The sequence below is a fragment of the Deinococcus peraridilitoris DSM 19664 genome (genome assembly GCF_000317835.1).
GTDB lineage: Bacteria > Deinococcota > Deinococci > Deinococcales > Deinococcaceae > Deinococcus_A > Deinococcus_A peraridilitoris.
In genome coordinates, this window is the sequence record NC_019793.1 from 426,716 (window position 1) to 443,022 (window position 16,307).

At 65.3% G+C, this 16,307-nt stretch carries 18 protein-coding genes; 5 read left to right on the top strand and 13 right to left on the bottom strand.

Annotation, left to right across the window (positions count from 1 at the left end):
• Window positions 1-114 precede the first annotated feature (114 nt).
• Together recQ and xth are read right to left on the bottom strand one after the other, a co-directional pair.
• Entirely contained in the window at window positions 115-2,295 is a 2,181-nt protein-coding gene (gene recQ / locus DEIPE_RS01915) for a DNA helicase RecQ (protein ID WP_015234299.1), read from the bottom strand.
• 95 nt (window positions 2,296-2,390) lie between these two features.
• A complete protein-coding gene (gene xth / locus DEIPE_RS01920) occupies window positions 2,391-3,155 on the bottom strand; it encodes an exodeoxyribonuclease III (protein WP_015234300.1) in 765 nt (254 codons plus the stop codon).
• 238 nt (window positions 3,156-3,393) lie between these two features.
• On the opposite strand from xth, the gene DEIPE_RS01925 reads away from it, so the two are divergent.
• Window positions 3,394-4,173, top strand: a complete 780-nt coding sequence (locus DEIPE_RS01925; RefSeq protein WP_157448732.1) for an alpha/beta fold hydrolase — start codon at window positions 3,394-3,396, stop codon at window positions 4,171-4,173.
• A 101-nt stretch (window positions 4,174-4,274) separates the two neighbouring features.
• Here the strand turns inward: DEIPE_RS01925 and DEIPE_RS01930 are convergent, their stop codons facing one another.
• The 9 genes from DEIPE_RS01930 to DEIPE_RS01970 all read right to left on the bottom strand — a co-directional run bounded on the left by DEIPE_RS01930 (window position 4,275) and on the right by DEIPE_RS01970 (window position 11,282).
• Window positions 4,275-4,592, bottom strand: coding sequence for a hypothetical protein (locus DEIPE_RS01930; RefSeq protein WP_157448733.1), 318 nt, complete (start codon window positions 4,590-4,592; stop codon window positions 4,275-4,277).
• 237 nt (window positions 4,593-4,829) lie between these two features.
• Window positions 4,830-6,017, bottom strand: a complete 1,188-nt coding sequence (locus DEIPE_RS01935) for a pyridoxal-phosphate-dependent aminotransferase family protein (RefSeq protein WP_015234303.1) — start codon at window positions 6,015-6,017, stop codon at window positions 4,830-4,832.
• A 7-nt stretch (window positions 6,018-6,024) separates the two neighbouring features.
• Entirely contained in the window at window positions 6,025-7,644 is a 1,620-nt protein-coding gene (serA, locus tag DEIPE_RS01940; protein ID WP_015234304.1) for a phosphoglycerate dehydrogenase, read from the bottom strand.
• A 43-nt stretch (window positions 7,645-7,687) separates the two neighbouring features.
• A complete protein-coding gene (gene aat, locus DEIPE_RS01945; RefSeq protein WP_015234305.1) occupies window positions 7,688-8,296 on the bottom strand; it encodes a leucyl/phenylalanyl-tRNA--protein transferase in 609 nt (202 codons plus the stop codon).
• 19 nt (window positions 8,297-8,315) lie between these two features.
• Complete coding sequence (locus tag DEIPE_RS01950; protein ID WP_015234306.1) at window positions 8,316-9,344, bottom strand: peptidoglycan DD-metalloendopeptidase family protein; 1,029 nt, start codon at window positions 9,342-9,344, stop codon at window positions 8,316-8,318.
• A gap of 103 nt (window positions 9,345-9,447) precedes the next feature.
• Window positions 9,448-9,885: a D-aminoacyl-tRNA deacylase gene (gene dtd / locus DEIPE_RS01955; RefSeq protein ID WP_015234307.1), complete on the bottom strand. Its 438-nt coding sequence runs from the start codon at window positions 9,883-9,885 to the stop codon at window positions 9,448-9,450.
• A 25-nt stretch (window positions 9,886-9,910) separates the two neighbouring features.
• Entirely contained in the window at window positions 9,911-10,171 is a 261-nt protein-coding gene (locus DEIPE_RS01960) for a DUF1844 domain-containing protein (RefSeq protein ID WP_041231085.1), read from the bottom strand.
• A gap of 97 nt (window positions 10,172-10,268) precedes the next feature.
• Window positions 10,269-10,904 (bottom strand): uracil-DNA glycosylase, encoded by a 636-nt coding sequence (locus DEIPE_RS01965; protein ID WP_015234309.1) that lies wholly within the window; start codon window positions 10,902-10,904, stop codon window positions 10,269-10,271.
• 15 nt (window positions 10,905-10,919) lie between these two features.
• Complete coding sequence (locus tag DEIPE_RS01970; protein WP_015234310.1) at window positions 10,920-11,282, bottom strand: hypothetical protein; 363 nt, start codon at window positions 11,280-11,282, stop codon at window positions 10,920-10,922.
• 197 nt (window positions 11,283-11,479) lie between these two features.
• On the opposite strand from DEIPE_RS01970, the gene DEIPE_RS01975 reads away from it, so the two are divergent.
• Entirely contained in the window at window positions 11,480-12,127 is a 648-nt protein-coding gene (locus tag DEIPE_RS01975; RefSeq protein WP_041230639.1) for a C40 family peptidase, read from the top strand.
• A 137-nt stretch (window positions 12,128-12,264) separates the two neighbouring features.
• On the opposite strand, the gene DEIPE_RS01980 is transcribed toward DEIPE_RS01975, so the two are convergent.
• Window positions 12,265-12,930, bottom strand: a complete 666-nt coding sequence (locus DEIPE_RS01980) for an outer membrane lipoprotein carrier protein LolA (protein ID WP_245557579.1) — start codon at window positions 12,928-12,930, stop codon at window positions 12,265-12,267.
• Between the two features lie 179 nt (window positions 12,931-13,109).
• Entirely contained in the window at window positions 13,110-13,991 is an 882-nt protein-coding gene (locus tag DEIPE_RS01985; protein WP_015234313.1) for a hypothetical protein, read from the bottom strand.
• 155 nt (window positions 13,992-14,146) lie between these two features.
• On the opposite strand from DEIPE_RS01985, the gene DEIPE_RS01990 reads away from it, so the two are divergent.
• Genes DEIPE_RS01990 through DEIPE_RS02000 form a run of 3 tightly spaced genes read left to right on the top strand, consistent with a single transcriptional unit; the run spans window position 14,147 to window position 16,269 of the window.
• Window positions 14,147-14,650 carry an LEA/WHy family protein gene (locus DEIPE_RS01990; RefSeq protein WP_015234314.1) on the top strand — a complete coding sequence of 168 codons (504 nt, stop codon included), beginning with the start codon at window positions 14,147-14,149 and terminating at the stop codon, window positions 14,648-14,650.
• A gap of 42 nt (window positions 14,651-14,692) precedes the next feature.
• On the top strand, window positions 14,693-15,853 hold the full coding sequence (locus DEIPE_RS01995) for an amidase (protein ID WP_015234315.1): 1,161 nt from the start codon (window positions 14,693-14,695) through the stop codon (window positions 15,851-15,853).
• On the top strand, window positions 15,850-16,269 hold the full coding sequence (locus DEIPE_RS02000) for a hypothetical protein (RefSeq protein WP_015234316.1): 420 nt from the start codon (window positions 15,850-15,852) through the stop codon (window positions 16,267-16,269). Before DEIPE_RS01995 ends, DEIPE_RS02000 begins: the two co-directional genes overlap by 4 nt.
• Window positions 16,270-16,307 lie beyond the last annotated feature (38 nt).

Consider the following 16,307-nt stretch of genomic DNA (forward strand, 5'->3'; position numbering starts at 1 on the left):
GCACGGTGCCCGAAAGGGATTTGCAAAGACAGGTCATGAGCTTTCACTAAAGCGCTTTGAGCTGATGGTCACATGACGAGGCAGCCCGCGTTTCTCATGGTCGGTTGGGGAACATTACTGACGCGCGATCCAGGCGTGCGCCACCCGCAGCCGGTCATAGTCGTACGCACCCCCCAGCGCTTCGCGCAGCGGCTTGAGTTTGCCGCGCGCGTCGCTCGGCAGCGCCTGCCACGCCTGCTCGATGGCGCGCAGATCGGAGTCGCTGAATCCCGTGGCTTCCTGCGGGGTTACTTCGCCGGCACGCGCCAGTTCGGCCAGGTGACCGCTCACGGTCTGCGCGGTCAATTGGCGCTCGCGTGCGATGTCCGCGATGGTCAACCCGCCACGCAGCAGCTGCAAGGTCACCTCCAGGGTATCGGCCTTGGAGCCGACGGCCACCGCGACGGAGCGCTCAAGCGGCCCCGAACCTGACGCGACCGGGCCTCGAGGCGGGTGTCCTTGCAGAACCGCCAGAAAAGCGTCGCCATAGCGTTCCAGCTTGCCCTGTCCCACGCCGCTGATGGTAGCCAGTTGCGTCAGGGTCTGCGGGCGGCTTTCGGCCATGGCCTTCAAGGTGGCGTCGTGAAAGATCACGTACGGCGGCACCTTCTGGGCCTGGGCAAGCTGGAGACGCAGGGCGCGCAACTCGGCGAACAGGCCCTCGTCGTGGGCCCCGAGCGGCTCGGCCGCGGGCCGCCGGGCACTCTTGACGGGTTTGTCGGAATCGCGGCGCAGGCGCAGCGCGCACTCCCCTTTCAGCAGGGCCCGCGCGGCGGGGGTGACGATCAGGCTGCCGTGGCCACCCGCGTCGGTGGTGAGGTAACCCAGGGCCACCAGCTGCCGGACCACCGATCTCCACTGACGCTCGCTCAGTTCACTGCCCAGACCGTACACGCTGAGCTGATGATGCCCCAGCGCCCGCACGCGGGGGCTGTCCTTGCCCAGCAGAATGTCGATCAGGTGCCCCGCCCCAAAGCGGTTGCCGGTGCGCACCGCGGCGGAAAGCAGCTTCTGCGCGGCCACCAGCGCGTCCCAGGTTTCGCAGGGATTCTGGCAGGTGTCGCAGTTGCCACAGGGAGCGCTCAACTCCTCGCCGAAGTAGCGCAGCAACACCTGACGGCGGCACTGGGCACTTTCGGCAAAGGCCAGCAGCGCGTCGAGTTTCTGGCCCTCGACCCGCCGGACCGGTTCGGGCGCGGTGCTCGACGCGAGCATCCGGCGCACCGACACGACGTCCGCAAGTCCGTAGGTCATCAGGACGGTGCTGGGAAGCCCGTCGCGTCCGGCACGCCCGGTTTCCTGGTAATACCCTTCCAGGCTCTTGGGCAGATCGAGGTGCGCGACGAAACGCACGTTGGGTTTGTCGATGCCCATCCCAAAGGCCACCGTGGCGACCATTACCAGGCCTTCCTCGCGCAGAAAACGTTCCTGGTGGCGCGCACGAACCTCGGGGCCCAGGCCGGCGTGGTACGGCAGGGCACTCACGCCCTGGGCAGCGAGCCACGCGGCGCTCTCCTCGACCGATTTGCGCGACAGGCAATACACGATGCCAGCGTCACCGTCGTGTTCGGCGCGAATGAATTCCAGCAGCTGCCTCAGCGCATTGTTCTTTTCGACGATGCGGTAATGGATGTTGGGCCGGTCAAACGAGCTGATGAACTGCCGGGCGCCCTGCAGGTGCAGCTTCTCGACGATCTCACGCCGGGTGGCCTCATCGGCGGTCGCCGTCAGTGCCAGGCGCGGCACATGTGGATAGCGCTCGGCCAGCACCGCGAGCTGCAGGTATTCCGGGCGGAAGTCGTGGCCCCACTGACTGACACAGTGCGCCTCGTCGATGGCAAAGAGCGACACCTCGCTGCGGTCGAGCAGGTCCAGGAAACGTGGGGTCATCAGCCTCTCGGGCGCGACGTAGAGCAGTTGCAGCTCCCCGTGACGCAGCGCCTCCTCGACTTCGCGCGCTTCATAAGCTCCCAGGCTGCTGTTCAGGTAAGCGGCGCGCACCCCGAGCTGCCTGAGGGCGTCCACCTGGTCTTTCATCAGCGCGATGAGCGGAGACACCACGATGGCGGTAGCGCCGCGCAGCAGGGCCGGCACCTGATAGCACAGGCTCTTGCCGCCCCCGGTGGGCATCAGCACCAGGGCGTCCGCTCCGGCGGCCACGTGACGTACGATGTCGGCCTGCGGTCCGCGGAACGCGTCGTAGCCAAAGACGGTTTTCAATACTTGAACTTCGGGGGAATCAGTCTGGCTCAACACAGGTTTTTAGTCTGCCATTTCGCTGAGGACAGAACAACCGAAAATGCACACCTTTGCTGAACGGCGCTGCCGTCAAGGGGCAGCTTTGCTCCGGATCAGGCGAACTCGGCCACCACCGGAGCGTGATCCGAGGGACGCTCGTTGCCGCGCGGCTGCCGGTCGACCCAGCACGCCCGGCACTCCCGAGCCAGTTCCCCGGAGAGGAGGACGTGATCGATGCGCAAGCCCCAGTTGCGCCGAAAGGCCAAGGCACCGTAATTCCACCAGCTGAATATCCCCTCTGACTGTGGTGAAAGGCGCAGGGCGTCCTGCAGGCCCAGGTCCAGCAGCGACTGAAAGGCGGCGCGTTCGGGCCCGCTCACCAGAACCTGACCTTCCCAGCGCCGGGGATCGTGGACGTCGCGGTCCTCGGGAGCGATGTTGAGGTCTCCCACAACCGCGAGCCGTGTGTGACGGGCAAGTTCTTCTTCCAGCCAGGTCCGCACGTGAGACAGCCACTCCAGTTTGTAGTGGTATTTTGCCGATCCGACCGCCTGACCGTTGGGAACGTACAGGCACACCACCCGGACTCCCGCCAGCGTCGCTGCCACGACCCGCCGCTGCTCGTCGGTGTACTGCGGAATTCCAATCTGCACTTCTGTCAGCGGTGTCCGGGACAGGAGCGCGACCCCGTTGTAGGTTTTCTGTCCCGAGTAGACGGCGCAGTAGCCCAGTTCTTCAAACACCGCGACTGGAAAGCGGGCGTCTTCCAGCTTGGTCTCCTGCAGCGCAAGCACGTCGGGACGGTGTTCTTGCAGCCAGGCCAGCACCTGCGGCAAACGCACATTGAGTGAATTGACGTTCCAGGAAGCGATTTTCACGGTTGCCCGCCAGGGCAGCCGAACTTGGGCATGGCGCGTGGCATGAGGTGATCATGCCACGCGCGGCAGCGTGGTCGTCGGGCGTGTACCTGACTCTCTGTCACCGCCCTACAACTCGCTCGGGAAAAACCGAGATACGCACCATACGGGCCTGCCGGTGGTCCTGGCACCGCCCGCGCTCGACGGGGCAAACACCGCTGGTCCAGAATCATGGAGAATGTTCCGGGAGCATCTGAACTTGTCCGCAACACACGAAGTGAACCGCAATGAAGCGCACCTGGCCGCGCGCAACGTCTGGCTGACAGTGCAGGGTGTCCGGACCTACGCACGCGTGCAGGGCAGCGGCCCTCCGTTGGTGATCGTTCCTGGCCTGGGTTGCAGCCACGTGTGTTACACCGCCCTGCAGTCGGCACTGGCACCTTATTTCGAGGTGTGGGCCTATGACGCACCGGGGCATGGGTACACCCGCGCTGCGCCCAACAGATTCACGACGGTCGAGAGTCTGACCGAGCAGCTGGCCGCCTGGCTGGTCGCCCATGGACTGACCAACGCGACCCTGCTCGGTCATTCGCTGGGGGGTCAGGTGCTGCTTCACTTGGCAGCCCGGCATCCACAACTCACGCCACGGCTGGTGCTCAGCGCACCCACCGGCCTGCAACCTCTGATGCCGGTCGCCCAGCAGGTATGGAGGGTGTTCCTCGATGGGTTCAGGGACCGCCGCTACTACGTCTGGCGCCTCACGCAGTCCTACCTGATCGCCGGACCGCGCCGCGTTATCCGCCTGTACCGCGACCTGCGTCATGCCGGCACCGACGCCCTGCCGCCACAAGTGCAGGCGCCCACGCTGGTCTTGCAGGGCGAAGCGGACGAGGTGGTGCGCAGCCGGGCGCTTCGGCGCCTCGCGTGCCGCTTGCCGCGAGGTCAGCTGGTCTGCATCGAACACGGCCCACACGCCCTGATCGACAAGTATCCGGTGACCGTGACCGAGCTGGTCCGCGAATTTGCGCGAGTGCACTGAACGACTGCACTGAAATTGCCGCTGCGAGAGGCAGCGTTCGGCCCATCAGGCAACGCTCTGTGGAGACCGTGCAGGTGAGCGTTCTGCCACCAGCATCCGGATCAGGCCCAGGCGAGGCCGCTGCCGCGCACCTCGTCTACGGGCGCAGGGCGCCACTGTACAGTCGGACTAATGTCGAGCCACTGAAACGAGCGCTGAGTCGGATTGCACAGCAGCACCTTGAGGCGTGCGGTCGGCACGAACTCCCGCAACAGGGCCCGGGCGATCTCGTGGAGCTCGTGGCATGGCTGTGGTACACCCGGTTCCTGCGGAATGAACACGGCCAGCGCCTCACCATGCTTTTCGTCCAGATACAGTTCGAGCATGTGCCTGCTTTCGGCAATCCTCACGTCCTTGTCGTACACCAACTCCAGCATCACGCCTCCTGGGCAACGAACGCAACGGTTCAGGTCTTCTCCAAGCCAGAGAAGACCATTGATATTGGCGTAGCTGTAGCGAACCAGAATAAAGGGTGATGTTCGGTTCGCAGGGTCACACTTTGAGGTGAGTGTCAAGCTCAGCAGGCGCGCTTCTCACTCGACTCAAACGATTCAGAAACCCCAGTTCCTGCTCGGCACCTGGTACCCGCAATCGGCACGGGCGTACGACAGTGCGCGTCAGCTCGACAGCACGCTCCAGGCACGGCTCACGGCCGCTCCCCGGGTCACCGCCGCGCCCAGACTCACGAGGGCGTCTTCCAGGAGCCCGGCTGCACCCAACGCGTCGTATCGGTCGAAGTAGCCCATCATCGAGATGCGGAAGAGGTCGTCCTGATGGGGCGCCTGGCCAGCCGCTGCGCGCGCACCGAGAGAGGCGAGCGCGCCGGCGACCTGTTTGCCGCTTATACCTTCGGGAGGCACGAGCGCCGCGACTGCCGGGCTGGGCCGCGAGGCAAAGGGACGGCAACCGAGCGCTTCACCTGCCGCCAGCAACGCCGCATTCAGGCGGGCCTTTTCTGCCCACAACACGTCCAGCGGCACGCTGAGCAGCCGCTCGGTGCTGCTGCTGAGGCTGGCAATCAGGTTGATGGCCGGGGTCTGCGCCGTCTCTCCTTTCTGCTGCGACGCGAGTTCCTTGCGGGCATCGAAGTAATAGCGGTGCGTGTGACCGCCCAACCGTGATACGGCGCGCGGCGACAGAAAGACAAAACCCAGCCCCGGCGGCCCCGCGACGGCCTTCTGCGAACCACTGATGACCGTGTCCAGGTCCCACTCCTCGGGTCGCAGCTCCGCCACGCCGTAGCTGGTCACGGCGTCCACAATGATCAGCAGTTCTGGATTGACCTGCTTCGCGGCGCGCGCAATCGCGCCCAGGTCATGCAGGGCGCCGGTGCTGGTTTCAGAATGGGTGATCAGCAACGCGCGCATGCCGCCGCAGGCGGCCGCGACTTCCTGCGGGTCGAGGCTTTCACCCCAGGGTTTTTTGACGCTACTCACCACATACCCGAACGCCCGGGCCATCTCACCCCAGCGCTCGCCGAATTTGCCCGCCGAAGCGACCAGTACTGGCGCGCCCTCGGGCACCAGCCCCAGCAGCGCCGTCTCGAAGGCGCCCGTGCCACTTGACGTCATGATCAGCACTTCCCAGGAAGGCGCGCCCAGCAGCCGACGCAGTCGGTCACGCGCTTCTTGCACGATGGCGCGCGCTTCGGGCGTGCGGTGGTGAATTTGCGGCTGCGCCAGGCTCAGCATCGTGCGAGGATCGGTCTCAACCGGACCGGGAGCCAGCAGCCGTGGACGGAGCAGCGCCCCGACAGGTTCGGAGGGCCTGGAAGAAGGGCCGGGCTGAAGGTCATGGCTGGACACGCTCACCTCAGACCCGGACCAGGTACGCCGAATCGATCACGTCAAGCGCGCGAATCTCGTCGAGTTGCTCGGGTGTCAGCGCGTCGTCGAGGGTCAGGGTGAACAATGCCTCCCCGCCCTTCTCGGCGCGACCCAGTGCCATGCCGGCGATGTTCACGCCCCAGTTGCCCAGCAGGGTCGACAGCTTGGCGACCGCGCCGGGCCGGTCGCGGTTGGAGAGAATCAGGATGAAGCCCTCCGGCGCGACTTCGACACGGAAATTGCGCAGGCGGGTCAGGCGCGGCAAGGTACCAAACACCGTTCCACCCACCCGGCGCCTTCGCTCACCCTCCCGGGCGCTCACGAGTATTTCGCTCTGGTAGAACTCGCTTTCCTGTCCTTCACGTGTCAGGACGCGCAGACCCCGCTCCTTGGCAATCGCGCGCGCGTTGATCAGATTGGGCACCTCGTCCGTGACGCCGCTGAGGTAGCCGATCAGCACGCTCGTGACAATGGGCGCGGAGTCTCCCGGCAGGCTACCGTGAAACTCCACTTCGAGTTCGGAAGCTCCCGGAAGCAGCTGACCCAGGATCTTGCCGAGCTTTTCACCCAGATCGAGGTAACTACCGAGCGCTTCGCGGGTCCTGGCGTCCAGGGCGGGCGCGTTGACCGCTCCGCGCGACACGTCTCCCCTGAGGGCCGCGAGCACGCGATCGACGATCTCAGCCCCGACACGTTCCTGCGCTTCGAAGGTGTTGGCGCCCAGGTGGGCGGTGATGCCGAGGTTCGGAGCGTGCAGCAGGGGATGGTCAGGTCGGGGTGGCTCGTCGACGAAGACGTCGATCCCGGCACCGAACAGGTGCCCGCTCGTGAGGGCCTGCGCCAGGGCCTCCTCGTCGACGATGCCGCCACGCGCCGCGTTCACTACGATTGCTCCAGGCTTCAGCAGGGCCAGTTCGGTCGCACCGATCATGCCACGCGTCTCGTCCGTGAGGGGCGTGTGCACCGTCAGGAAGTCGACCTGCGAAAGCAATTCCGCCAGCGTTTCGGCGCGCGCGACCTCCAGACGCTCGAAGTTAGCTTGCCCGATGTATGGGTCAAACGCCACCACCTGCATGCGCATCCCCTGCGCGCGCGAGGCGACGATCGAACCGATGCGCCCCAGGCCCACGATGCCCAGGCGCTTGTCTTTCAGTTCGATGCCCAGGTACTTGCGATCCCAACCGCCCGCGCGGGTATGCGCGTCGCTGCGCGTCAGGCCGCGTGCCGCTGCCAGCAGGTGCGCGAGCGCCAGTTCGGCAGCACTGACATTGTTCGATTCGGGCGCGTTGAGGATCAGCACACCGCGCCGTGACGCCGCGTCGAGGTCGATGTTATCGACACCCACACCACCACGCCCGACCACTTTCAGGCGAGGCCCCGCTGCGAGCAACTCTGCATCGACCCGGGTGCGCGAGCGGGTGATCAGCGCGTCGTACTCGGGCAACCGGGCCAGCACGTCGGCGCGTGGCATGTTCGGCACGTAGTCGATGACGAAACCGGGATGATCGAGTTCACCTGGATTCATTTCATCGCAGATCAAAACGCGCTGAAGCTTCACGGCATCCTCGTTGCGGGTGCGTTCCTCGTTCTGGGTGGCGGCGTGCATGGGGCCATTTAACCGCATCGCTCTGGCGGGTGCGGGCAAAGGGTTAGGCATCACCCACCTTGGAGTTCAAGTGCGCGGAAACACTCAGGGCCTTTTGCAACAGCTCCGCGTACTGCCTCTCGCCGACCTCGAAGGTTCCGAAGCGCGCCAGGTGAGGATTTTGAATCTGCGCATCGAACAGGATGAAGCCGCGCGTCCGCAGATGCCCGACCAGACGGACCAGCGCGACCTTGCTGGCGTCCGTCACCACGTGAAACATGCTCTCGCCAATAAACGCACCGCCCAGCGTGATTCCCAGGACGCCGCCCGCCAGGCGCCCGTCTTGCCAGGTTTCGAAGCTGTGCGCGAATCCCGCACGGTGAAGCGCGCGATAGACGGCGCGCAACTCGTCGGAGATCCAGGTTTCCTCGCGGGCGGCGCAGCCTGCGACCACACCCTCGAAGTCGGTGTTCAGGCGAATCTCGAACTTGTGCATGGCACGACGCAGCGAGCTGGGAACATGAAAGCGCTCGTCGAGTGGCACCAGGGCCCGCCGTTTGGAGGTGTACCACTGCAGCCCGTCACCGTTGTCCATCAGGAACGCGCCCGACGCGTAACCGGTGAGAATGTCCCGCACGGCCATGAGGTCCGGACGGTCCGCTTTGCTCTTCATCGGGCTTGGAAAGCGCTGGTCACGGCAGCATCCGGTTGAACAATGCCGCCGGATTGACCGCCTCGCCGCGCACACGCACTTCCAGATGCAGGTGAGGACCATTGGAGATGCCGGTCGAGCCGACCTGTCCGATGATCTGGCCGCGCGTGACCTGATCGCCGACCTTCACTTGCAGCTTCGACTGGTGAAAATACATGCTCACGACGCCCGCACCATGATCGATGGCCACCAGGCCACCTCGGGCAGGGTACATTCCGGCCACCACCACCGTACCGTCGTTGAGCGCCTGGACCGGGCTGCCAGTGGGCGCCGCGTAATCGGTACCGTAGTGGTACTTGAGCTCCTCGTCCTTGGTGTAGCGGCGCGGCTGGCCGAACTGCGACGTGACGACGCGAACCCCCGGCACGCCCAGAAACGGCCTCGACCAGGCCTGCGGTGTCCGGCGTGCGTAGGCTTTCTCGACCAGCGCCTCTTCCTCGACGCGTTTCGGGTCCTGCCGCCTGGCGGCGATTTCCGGGGCCAAGTTGAGGTTCTGTACTTTCAGTCCGCGTGAGGACACGGGCACGCTGCCCGTGATCCTTTCGTCGCCCAGGCGCACTTCGTAGGTTAACGGACGGCGCTGCCCCAGCACCACGCGGCCCAGCACCACGTACTCTCCGGCGGCGCCGAACGGGGCGAGGTCCTCGGCGGGCGAGCGAACGTCCTCGTTCACCTCGCTCAGAAAACGCACGCGCGCCTCGGCGCTGCGCTCTCCGGTCAGGCGCAGGGTGAAGATGTCGCCTTCTTTCAGCATCACCGGGGCCAGCACTTTCACGCCCGCAATCTGCTGGGCTTTCTGCTCGCTGGGCAGCACCAGTTCCTGCCCGACAGAGAGGGTGGTATCGGCAAGACGGTTGAGCTGCACGAGCGCTTCGACCGTGACACCTTCGCGTCGGGCCAGGCTGTAGAGGGTGTCGCCTTTCTGAACGGTGTACGCAGAGGTGACACCCGAGGTGAGGGCAAGGAGCAGGGCCGAGGTCTGGACGAGGACGGGAACGCGGCGCTTCATGCGCTCAAGTGTACCCGCACGGCCTGACCGCGGCGTGAACGCAGAGAGCACCATGGTCGGGCCGTGCGCGTCAGACGTGAGCAGTATCAGACCTCGGGCAGCGTCAGGCTTCGAGCAGCACGGTGACCGGTCCGTCGTTCACCAGTTCCACCTGCATGTCGGCGCCGAAAATGCCTTCCTCGACCTGGAGCAGTTGCGCGCGCAGGGCTTCGTTGAAGATCTGGTAGAGGGCCCGGCCCTGTTCGGGCGCCGCCGCGTCCACGAAGCTGGGCCGGTTGCCCTTGCGGGTGTCCGCGTAAAGGGTGAATTGCGACACCGACAGCACCGCCCCACCGACCTGGACGATGCTGAGGTTCATCTTGCCCGCGTCATCGGAAAAAATTCGCAGCCGCGCAATTTTCTCGGCCAGCTTGTGCGCCTGCTCGGGAGCGTCACCTTGCCCGACGCCCAGCAGAATCAGCAACCCCTGACCCACCTGACCCACCAGCTGACCGTCGACCCGGACGCTGGCACGCGCGACACGCTGCAACAAGGCCTTCACGGACCACGACTCCGTCGACGTGAACTCATGACGCCAGCCGGGACCGAATGGAAGCTATGGCCTCGGTGAGCAGTTCTGCTTCGGTGCGGTCCAGATTGCCCCGGGTTTTTTCGGCCAGCATGGTCAGCAGACGCAGGCTGCGCTCGGCGGTCTGGCGCGCGCGTTGCGGCGTTTCCAGCAGGCCGTCGTTGCGCGCCCGCGCCGTGGTGGGAGTAAATTCGCCCAGGGCAGCTTCGGCCGTGGCCAGCAAGCTTTGCACAAGACCGATGAATTCAGGATGAGGCATGCTGCCCAGCATACCGACCAAAGCCCGGTGCGGCACCTGCGCAGACGCCCGGCGCAAGGCTGAGTGCACCCGGCAGTTTCGAACCTGTCCGACGCCGTCAGGGAGCGCCCTGCGCCCGCCTCTCCCGGGCGGGGTCGAGTCGCCCGTCCAGGACTGCTTTTACCTCCCGAATGTCACGCCAGGTCAGGCTTTTGGGACCGCCGGGCGCGCGGGAGTCGTTGCGCAGCAGGTACGCGGGGTGAAACATTGGCATCAGCCATGCTTCCCACGAGGACCCGGACGTACGCTCGGGAGGGTGCCGGTAGCGGTGCCAGCGACCACGGAGGCTGGTGATGCCTTGCCGGGTATCGAGAAGGTGCCGGGTCGGTGTGTTTCCGAGCGTCAGGATCACTTTTGGGCGTAACAATTCAAGCTGAGGTCTCAGCCAGCGCTGACAGGCGGCGATTTCGTCTTGTTCGGGCGTGTGGTTGCCCGGAGGACGGCATTTGACGATGTTGGTGATGTATACGTCCTGCCGACCCAACTCTACTGCTGCCAGAATGCGGTCGAGGAGGACCCCGGCGCGCCCGACGAAGGGCCGTCCTGTCCGGTCCTCATCGGCGCCGGGGCCTTCTCCGACGATCAGCAGCGCCGCGCCGGGGACACCGTCGTGAAAGACCACCTGGGTGCGCGAACTGGCAAGCCGGCAGGCCGGACAGTCCCGCGCTTCCTGCGCGAGCATTTCGAGCTTCATGAAGTCCGCTTCGAGTCAGCCCAGACGTGGGCGACTGCTGCGCGCTTCGCGGCGCTGTTTGGGATCGAGCCCGACCATCAGAAAGAAATTTTCCAGGGCATTTTCCTTGCCCTTGATTTCGGGGTATTCATGCTCGGGAGTGCCCGTGACAAAGGGCAAGGTGCGGTACAGATCGATGGCGTGCTCGACCACGTCGCCTGCACTTCCCTGTTCGGCCCGCTGTGCGAGCGCCACGTACACTTCCCGCCGGGATTCGGCGTGCTTTAAAAAGGCGTCCGGATGGGGCGTTTCGGGCGCGCGCAGCATGTCCTGGCGCGCGATGCGGCGGTAGTGCTTGAGGCCTTGCAGGATTTGTTCGGTGGTCAGGGTTTCTTTCATCGTCACCTCCGCGTGTGCCTGGGTTGGGGGCAGTATAGACGCTCTCACGTGTGTGAGAGCGTGGCCCCCAGATTATGAAAATTGACCATCTGGTCAGCGAATTCACGTTCGTATAAAGCGCGTATAGACGCATAAAAAACACACTTTGCTCATAGATTAAAGACTGCTTAAAGATGTGAATGGTAAACTTGCCCCTAATGATTGCCGTACGGGCCCTCCTCTTCGCTGCAGGAGCAATGTTCTCGATTGCCTCAGCAGATACCTATAAAGTCAAGGCGGGTGACACGCTTTACAACGTCGCCCGAATCCACAACATGGATCCGGCCGAGCTGATGACCCTCAACAAGCTGCCGTCGACGACCATTCAGGTCGGACAGGAGCTCAAGGTCACCGGAACAGGCGCCGCCCCACCGAAAGTGCAGTCCGCTCCGGCGGCACCCATCAACACCCAGAACGCCAGATCCCAAAACAAAAACGGGGTCGTCCGCGCTGCGGCCATGCGTTTCATGGGCATTCCCTACCAACTGGGCGCCAGCGGCGGCAAGGCCATCGACTGCTCGGCGTTTACCCGCGCAGTCATGCAACAGATCGGCGTCCTGCTGCCCCGCACCACCCGCGAACAGTTCAACAAGGGAACACCGGTTGCCCGGGAAGATCTCCGCTCGGGTGATCTGGTATTCTTCAACACCCTTGGCAACGGTATTTCCCACGTCGGCATCTATCTGGGCAACGGACAGTTCGCGCACGCCAACTCGTACCTCGGGCGCACGACCATCGACGACATCAGCGGTGTGTACTACCGCTTTCGTTATGTAGGCGCACGCCGCGTTCTTCCCAGCAGCTGAACCTCGGAATCTGCCGACTCTCCCCAGGATTTACGCCTGCCCGGCCTCAGCACGCTTCAAAACGGGGCAGCAAAACGGGGCAGGGCAGCCGCGCGGCTGCCCTGCCCAAACACTTCAGGGGGTCTGCGCCCCTGAATTCAGCGCCGAATGACCTCGGCGTCCTTGGGCAAAGCCCGCAGCCGCGCCGCCGTCAGACCGCTGTTGGTCTTGTAGTTGGTGATGTTCAGGTCCGAAATCACCTTGCCCGCGCCGTTGAGCACCTGCGAGCGCACCGGGCGCCAGCCCTGCTCGGTAATCCACAGCCGCTGGCGCTCGGTCGCGCCATTCTTGGAAGTGCCCTCGAGCAGGTACACCTTGGTGCCGTTCTGCGTCTGGGTTTCGAGCAGCTTCACGTCGTAACGGCTGGTCAGCAGCGTCGTGGCGTCAGCGAGTTGGGAGAAGTCGAAATCGAAACCCCCGGCCGAGGCGCTGCGCGCAGCGTCCTGCTCAGTGATCTGGTTGGTGAGGTACAGGTAATTGCGCACCTTCTTGTTGTCCACTACGACGACGTTATCGGCGAGGGCATCGGGGGCATTGAAGTTGATCCGCGCCACGTTCTGCGAGGGAATGGCCTGAACGTCAAAATCCAGCTTCTGCGCGCCCGCGTCGAGCGTGGCGGTGCCGCTGACCTTGAAACTCACATCCTTGAGGCTTTTCTGGGTCGCCTGTACTTTGGCGACGACTTCAGAGGCGCTCTGAGCGAACGCCGCACCGAGCGATGCGAACACCATCAGCGCCAACGCGAAAGGCAAAGGTTTTTTCACGCCCCCAGTATGGCGTCCGGTCTCATGAGAAGGCGCGCGGCTGGCTGACGCACACCTTATGGCCGAGAAGTGGCCACGGTACCGCTTCCCGAACCCTGCTGGCGGGCCCCCGAAACGGCCCGCCTTCGTCAGCTTTCGGCAGTCGTCCGTGACGACACGCGGCTGCCCGTTCCACCGGCTTACTCCTCCACGTTCAGCGGCAGACGGTACCCGAGACGTGCAGCCACCGAGCGGGACGTGCCCCGCACGTCGGCAGACCACTCGCCGGGACCCTGCTCAAAGCGCAATTCGGCCCCCACACGCCACGGCTCGACGTGCCGGCGCCACAGCTCGTACGCTGCGTACACGCGCAGGCTGGACGGCAGACTGAGCGGATCGGCATAGTTCAGGCTTCCGGTGACGGCGGGCAACGGCCCGACGAGGGCGTCGACGCTCAGGGTAAGGTCCTCGCGGCGCAGGGTCGCGCCCAGCATTGCCCCGACCACACCCTCTCCGAACCGCGCTCCACCACGCAGACTGAGTTCGCCCTGCCGCCACTCCAGCCCCGCCGCCAGGTTCGGCTGCTGCCCCAGATTGCCAGAGCCGAGCAGCAGCAGGTCGCGCTGCAGCCGGTAGCGGGCAGCCGCATCGAACGTCCAGCCACGCTCCTGGGTACTCGCACCCTCATAGCTCGACTCGATCAGCGGATCGAATTCCCTCTGTCGGGTCGTCCACAAGGCCGACTGAACATTCAGGGCCACCGCGCCCAGCGTGGCGTTGCCCGAGAGCGCCAAACGCGCTCCGCCCACGAAGGCATATCCGGCCGACAGACGCGCGCCGGCGGTGCCGGCCACCGACAGGTCAAGCCGCCGCCCCGCGCTCAGTTCCACCGCCCGGTGACTGAGACCGAAGGCGAGGGAACTGCCCGAAAACTCCAGTTCGGAAACACCGATGCGCACGGTGGGGCCCGCCACGCCGACCGAAAAGGGCGCTGTGGCGTCCAGCTCCAGGTTGGTGGCCCCTGCGCTCAGGCCTGCCGAGCACAGCAGTGCGAGGGACGCGCGAAGGATACGTCGAGTCATAGCGCTACCCTAGCAATTTCGCAAAGGCATTGCCGCCAGCGCGCCTTCAGTGTTCAGCCGCACCTCTGCCGGGGTAACCAGGCAAGTCACGCCCGAGTCACGCCCCTTCAGATTCCGGTCAGCCGAGCGGAAAAGACAGCGTGTAGAGTGGGCGCATGCCAGCCCTGTTGCCCCGACTTGCCGCTCCCCTGCTCGCCGTCCCGTTGCTGCTGGCCGCCTGCGCACCCCGCCAGGCCATCGTGCAGGTACCGACGTTTCAGACTGAAAGCGTCCGATTGCAAAGCCTGACCCTGCCAGGCGGCGGATCACCGGCCACGGCCACGCTGTCCTTGATGCTGCGCGTGCAGAACCCCAATCCGTATCCGGTGCGCCTGGCGCGGGCCGGGGGCCACTTCTTCCTGGAAGGCCAGAACGTGGGCGCAGTCGAGCTCCCCAACATCGATCTGCCTGCCAATGGTGAAGCGCGCCAGCAGGCGCTGCTGAGCCTGCCGATCACGCTCGCCAACCTGGGCCAGTTCGTGCGGGTCGGACGGGGCGAGGCCGTCAGCTACCGCATCGACGGAAACTTTACCGTGGACGCCGGCCTGTTCGGCAAGCCAAACTTCGGTCCTTACACCCTGTCGCAGGGTGTCCTCCGCCAACCCCGAATCCTGCCCTGAACAGCTGTCCCAGCCGCCTCTCCCTGACGTACACTGACGGCCATGCACACCGATCCACTAGGCATCTGGGCGCACCGCCCGAGTGAACCCCTTCGCGCCCGTGCGCCGGGGCCACTTTCGGGACTCACCTTCAGCGCCAAGGACCTGTACGGTATTCCTGGCTGGCCGCTGCGCGCCGGGACCCAGGCGCCCCTGCCGAACGTGGGGGAAAGCCTGCTGGTCCGGCAACTGCTGGAGCGCGGCGCGGACCTGATTGGCTCCACGCAGTTGCACGAAGTGGCACTGGGCATCATCGGCTTCAACGCCTTTGGAGGAACGCGCAATCCGCTCGATCCGGCGAGAATTGCCGGCGGCTCCAGCGGTGGAGCCGCGGCGTCGGTTGCGCTGGGCGAGGTGGATTTTGCCCTGGGTACCGATACGGGCGGCTCGATTCGCGTACCTGCCAGCTTCTGCGGTGTAGTCGGCTTCAAACCCACCTTCGGCCTCTACTCCACCGAGGGGGTGCTGCCGCTGAGCCAGACCTGCGACCATGCCGGCCCACTGGCCAGAACCGTCGGCGTGATCGCGCGTGTGCACGAAGCCGTCACGGGTCAGGCTGCCAGCACCGCAAGTTGGCAGGGCCAGCGGGTGGGCCTGTGGAATGTGCCTCACTGGACCACGCCCACAACCTGGGCCCAGGTCGTGGGCTTTGCCGAGCGTTTGCGCACACAGGGCGCCTCGGTCGAACTCTTCGAGTTTCCTGACGTTCTGGACGTTTACACCCCGATCGTGCTTGCAGAAGGCGCACGGGTCCACGCTGACGCCCTCGCAGGCGACGAACCGGGCTTTGCCCCGCGCACCCTCGAATTGCTGCGGCGTGGCCAGACCCTGACACACGACGAGGTTCGGGCCGCCCATCAGCAAAGAGCGTCACTCCGTGGGCACCTCGACGCCCTCTTTCAAGCCTATGACGTCCTGCTGGCGCCCGCCGTTCCGGATGTCGCGCCGCTGATCGACCAGGAACAACTCACGCTGGGCAACCTGACTGTCCCGGTTCGGCAGGCTGTGTTGCGCCTCACCGCGCCCTGGAGCCTGCTGGGCACCCCGGTGCTGGCGCTGCCGCAGTCCCAGGGCCAACTCTCGACCGGAGTACAGCTCATCATGCCCTGGGGCGCCGATGCGGCGCTGCTCTCGCTCGGTCTGGCGTGCGAGGCTGGAGCGTGAGCACTTTGCCGAAACGCATCCTGGCCCTGTTCGGCCTGCTGGCCGTCGCGCCAGCCTCCCTGGCGGGAGGCTGGGCAGCAGTCGGCGTTTCCACGACGGGCGTGGGCGTACAGGCAGGCTTCGGCCTCGCGGCGCTGCCATTTATCGGTCGTCTTGGCCTGGAAGCCGCTCTCGAGCGGCCCTTCACCACCAGCGCTCCTACCTATTCTCTGGGCGCAACGCTGCGTGACGTGAACTTGCCGGCCACCGGCATCGACGCCTTCGTGGGCGCGGGCCTGGAATGGAGTCCCACGCCAAACCCGTATGTAGAAGCGGGCCTGCGCGCGCCTTTGTTTGGTCCTCTCGGTCTCAAGGCAACGGTCAGGACGGCCGCCGGAACAGGGCGGGCCACCCTGGGTGCGGAAGTGCGCTTCTGAACATGTGCAGCATGGGCCGAAAACCTCATGATGCCGCG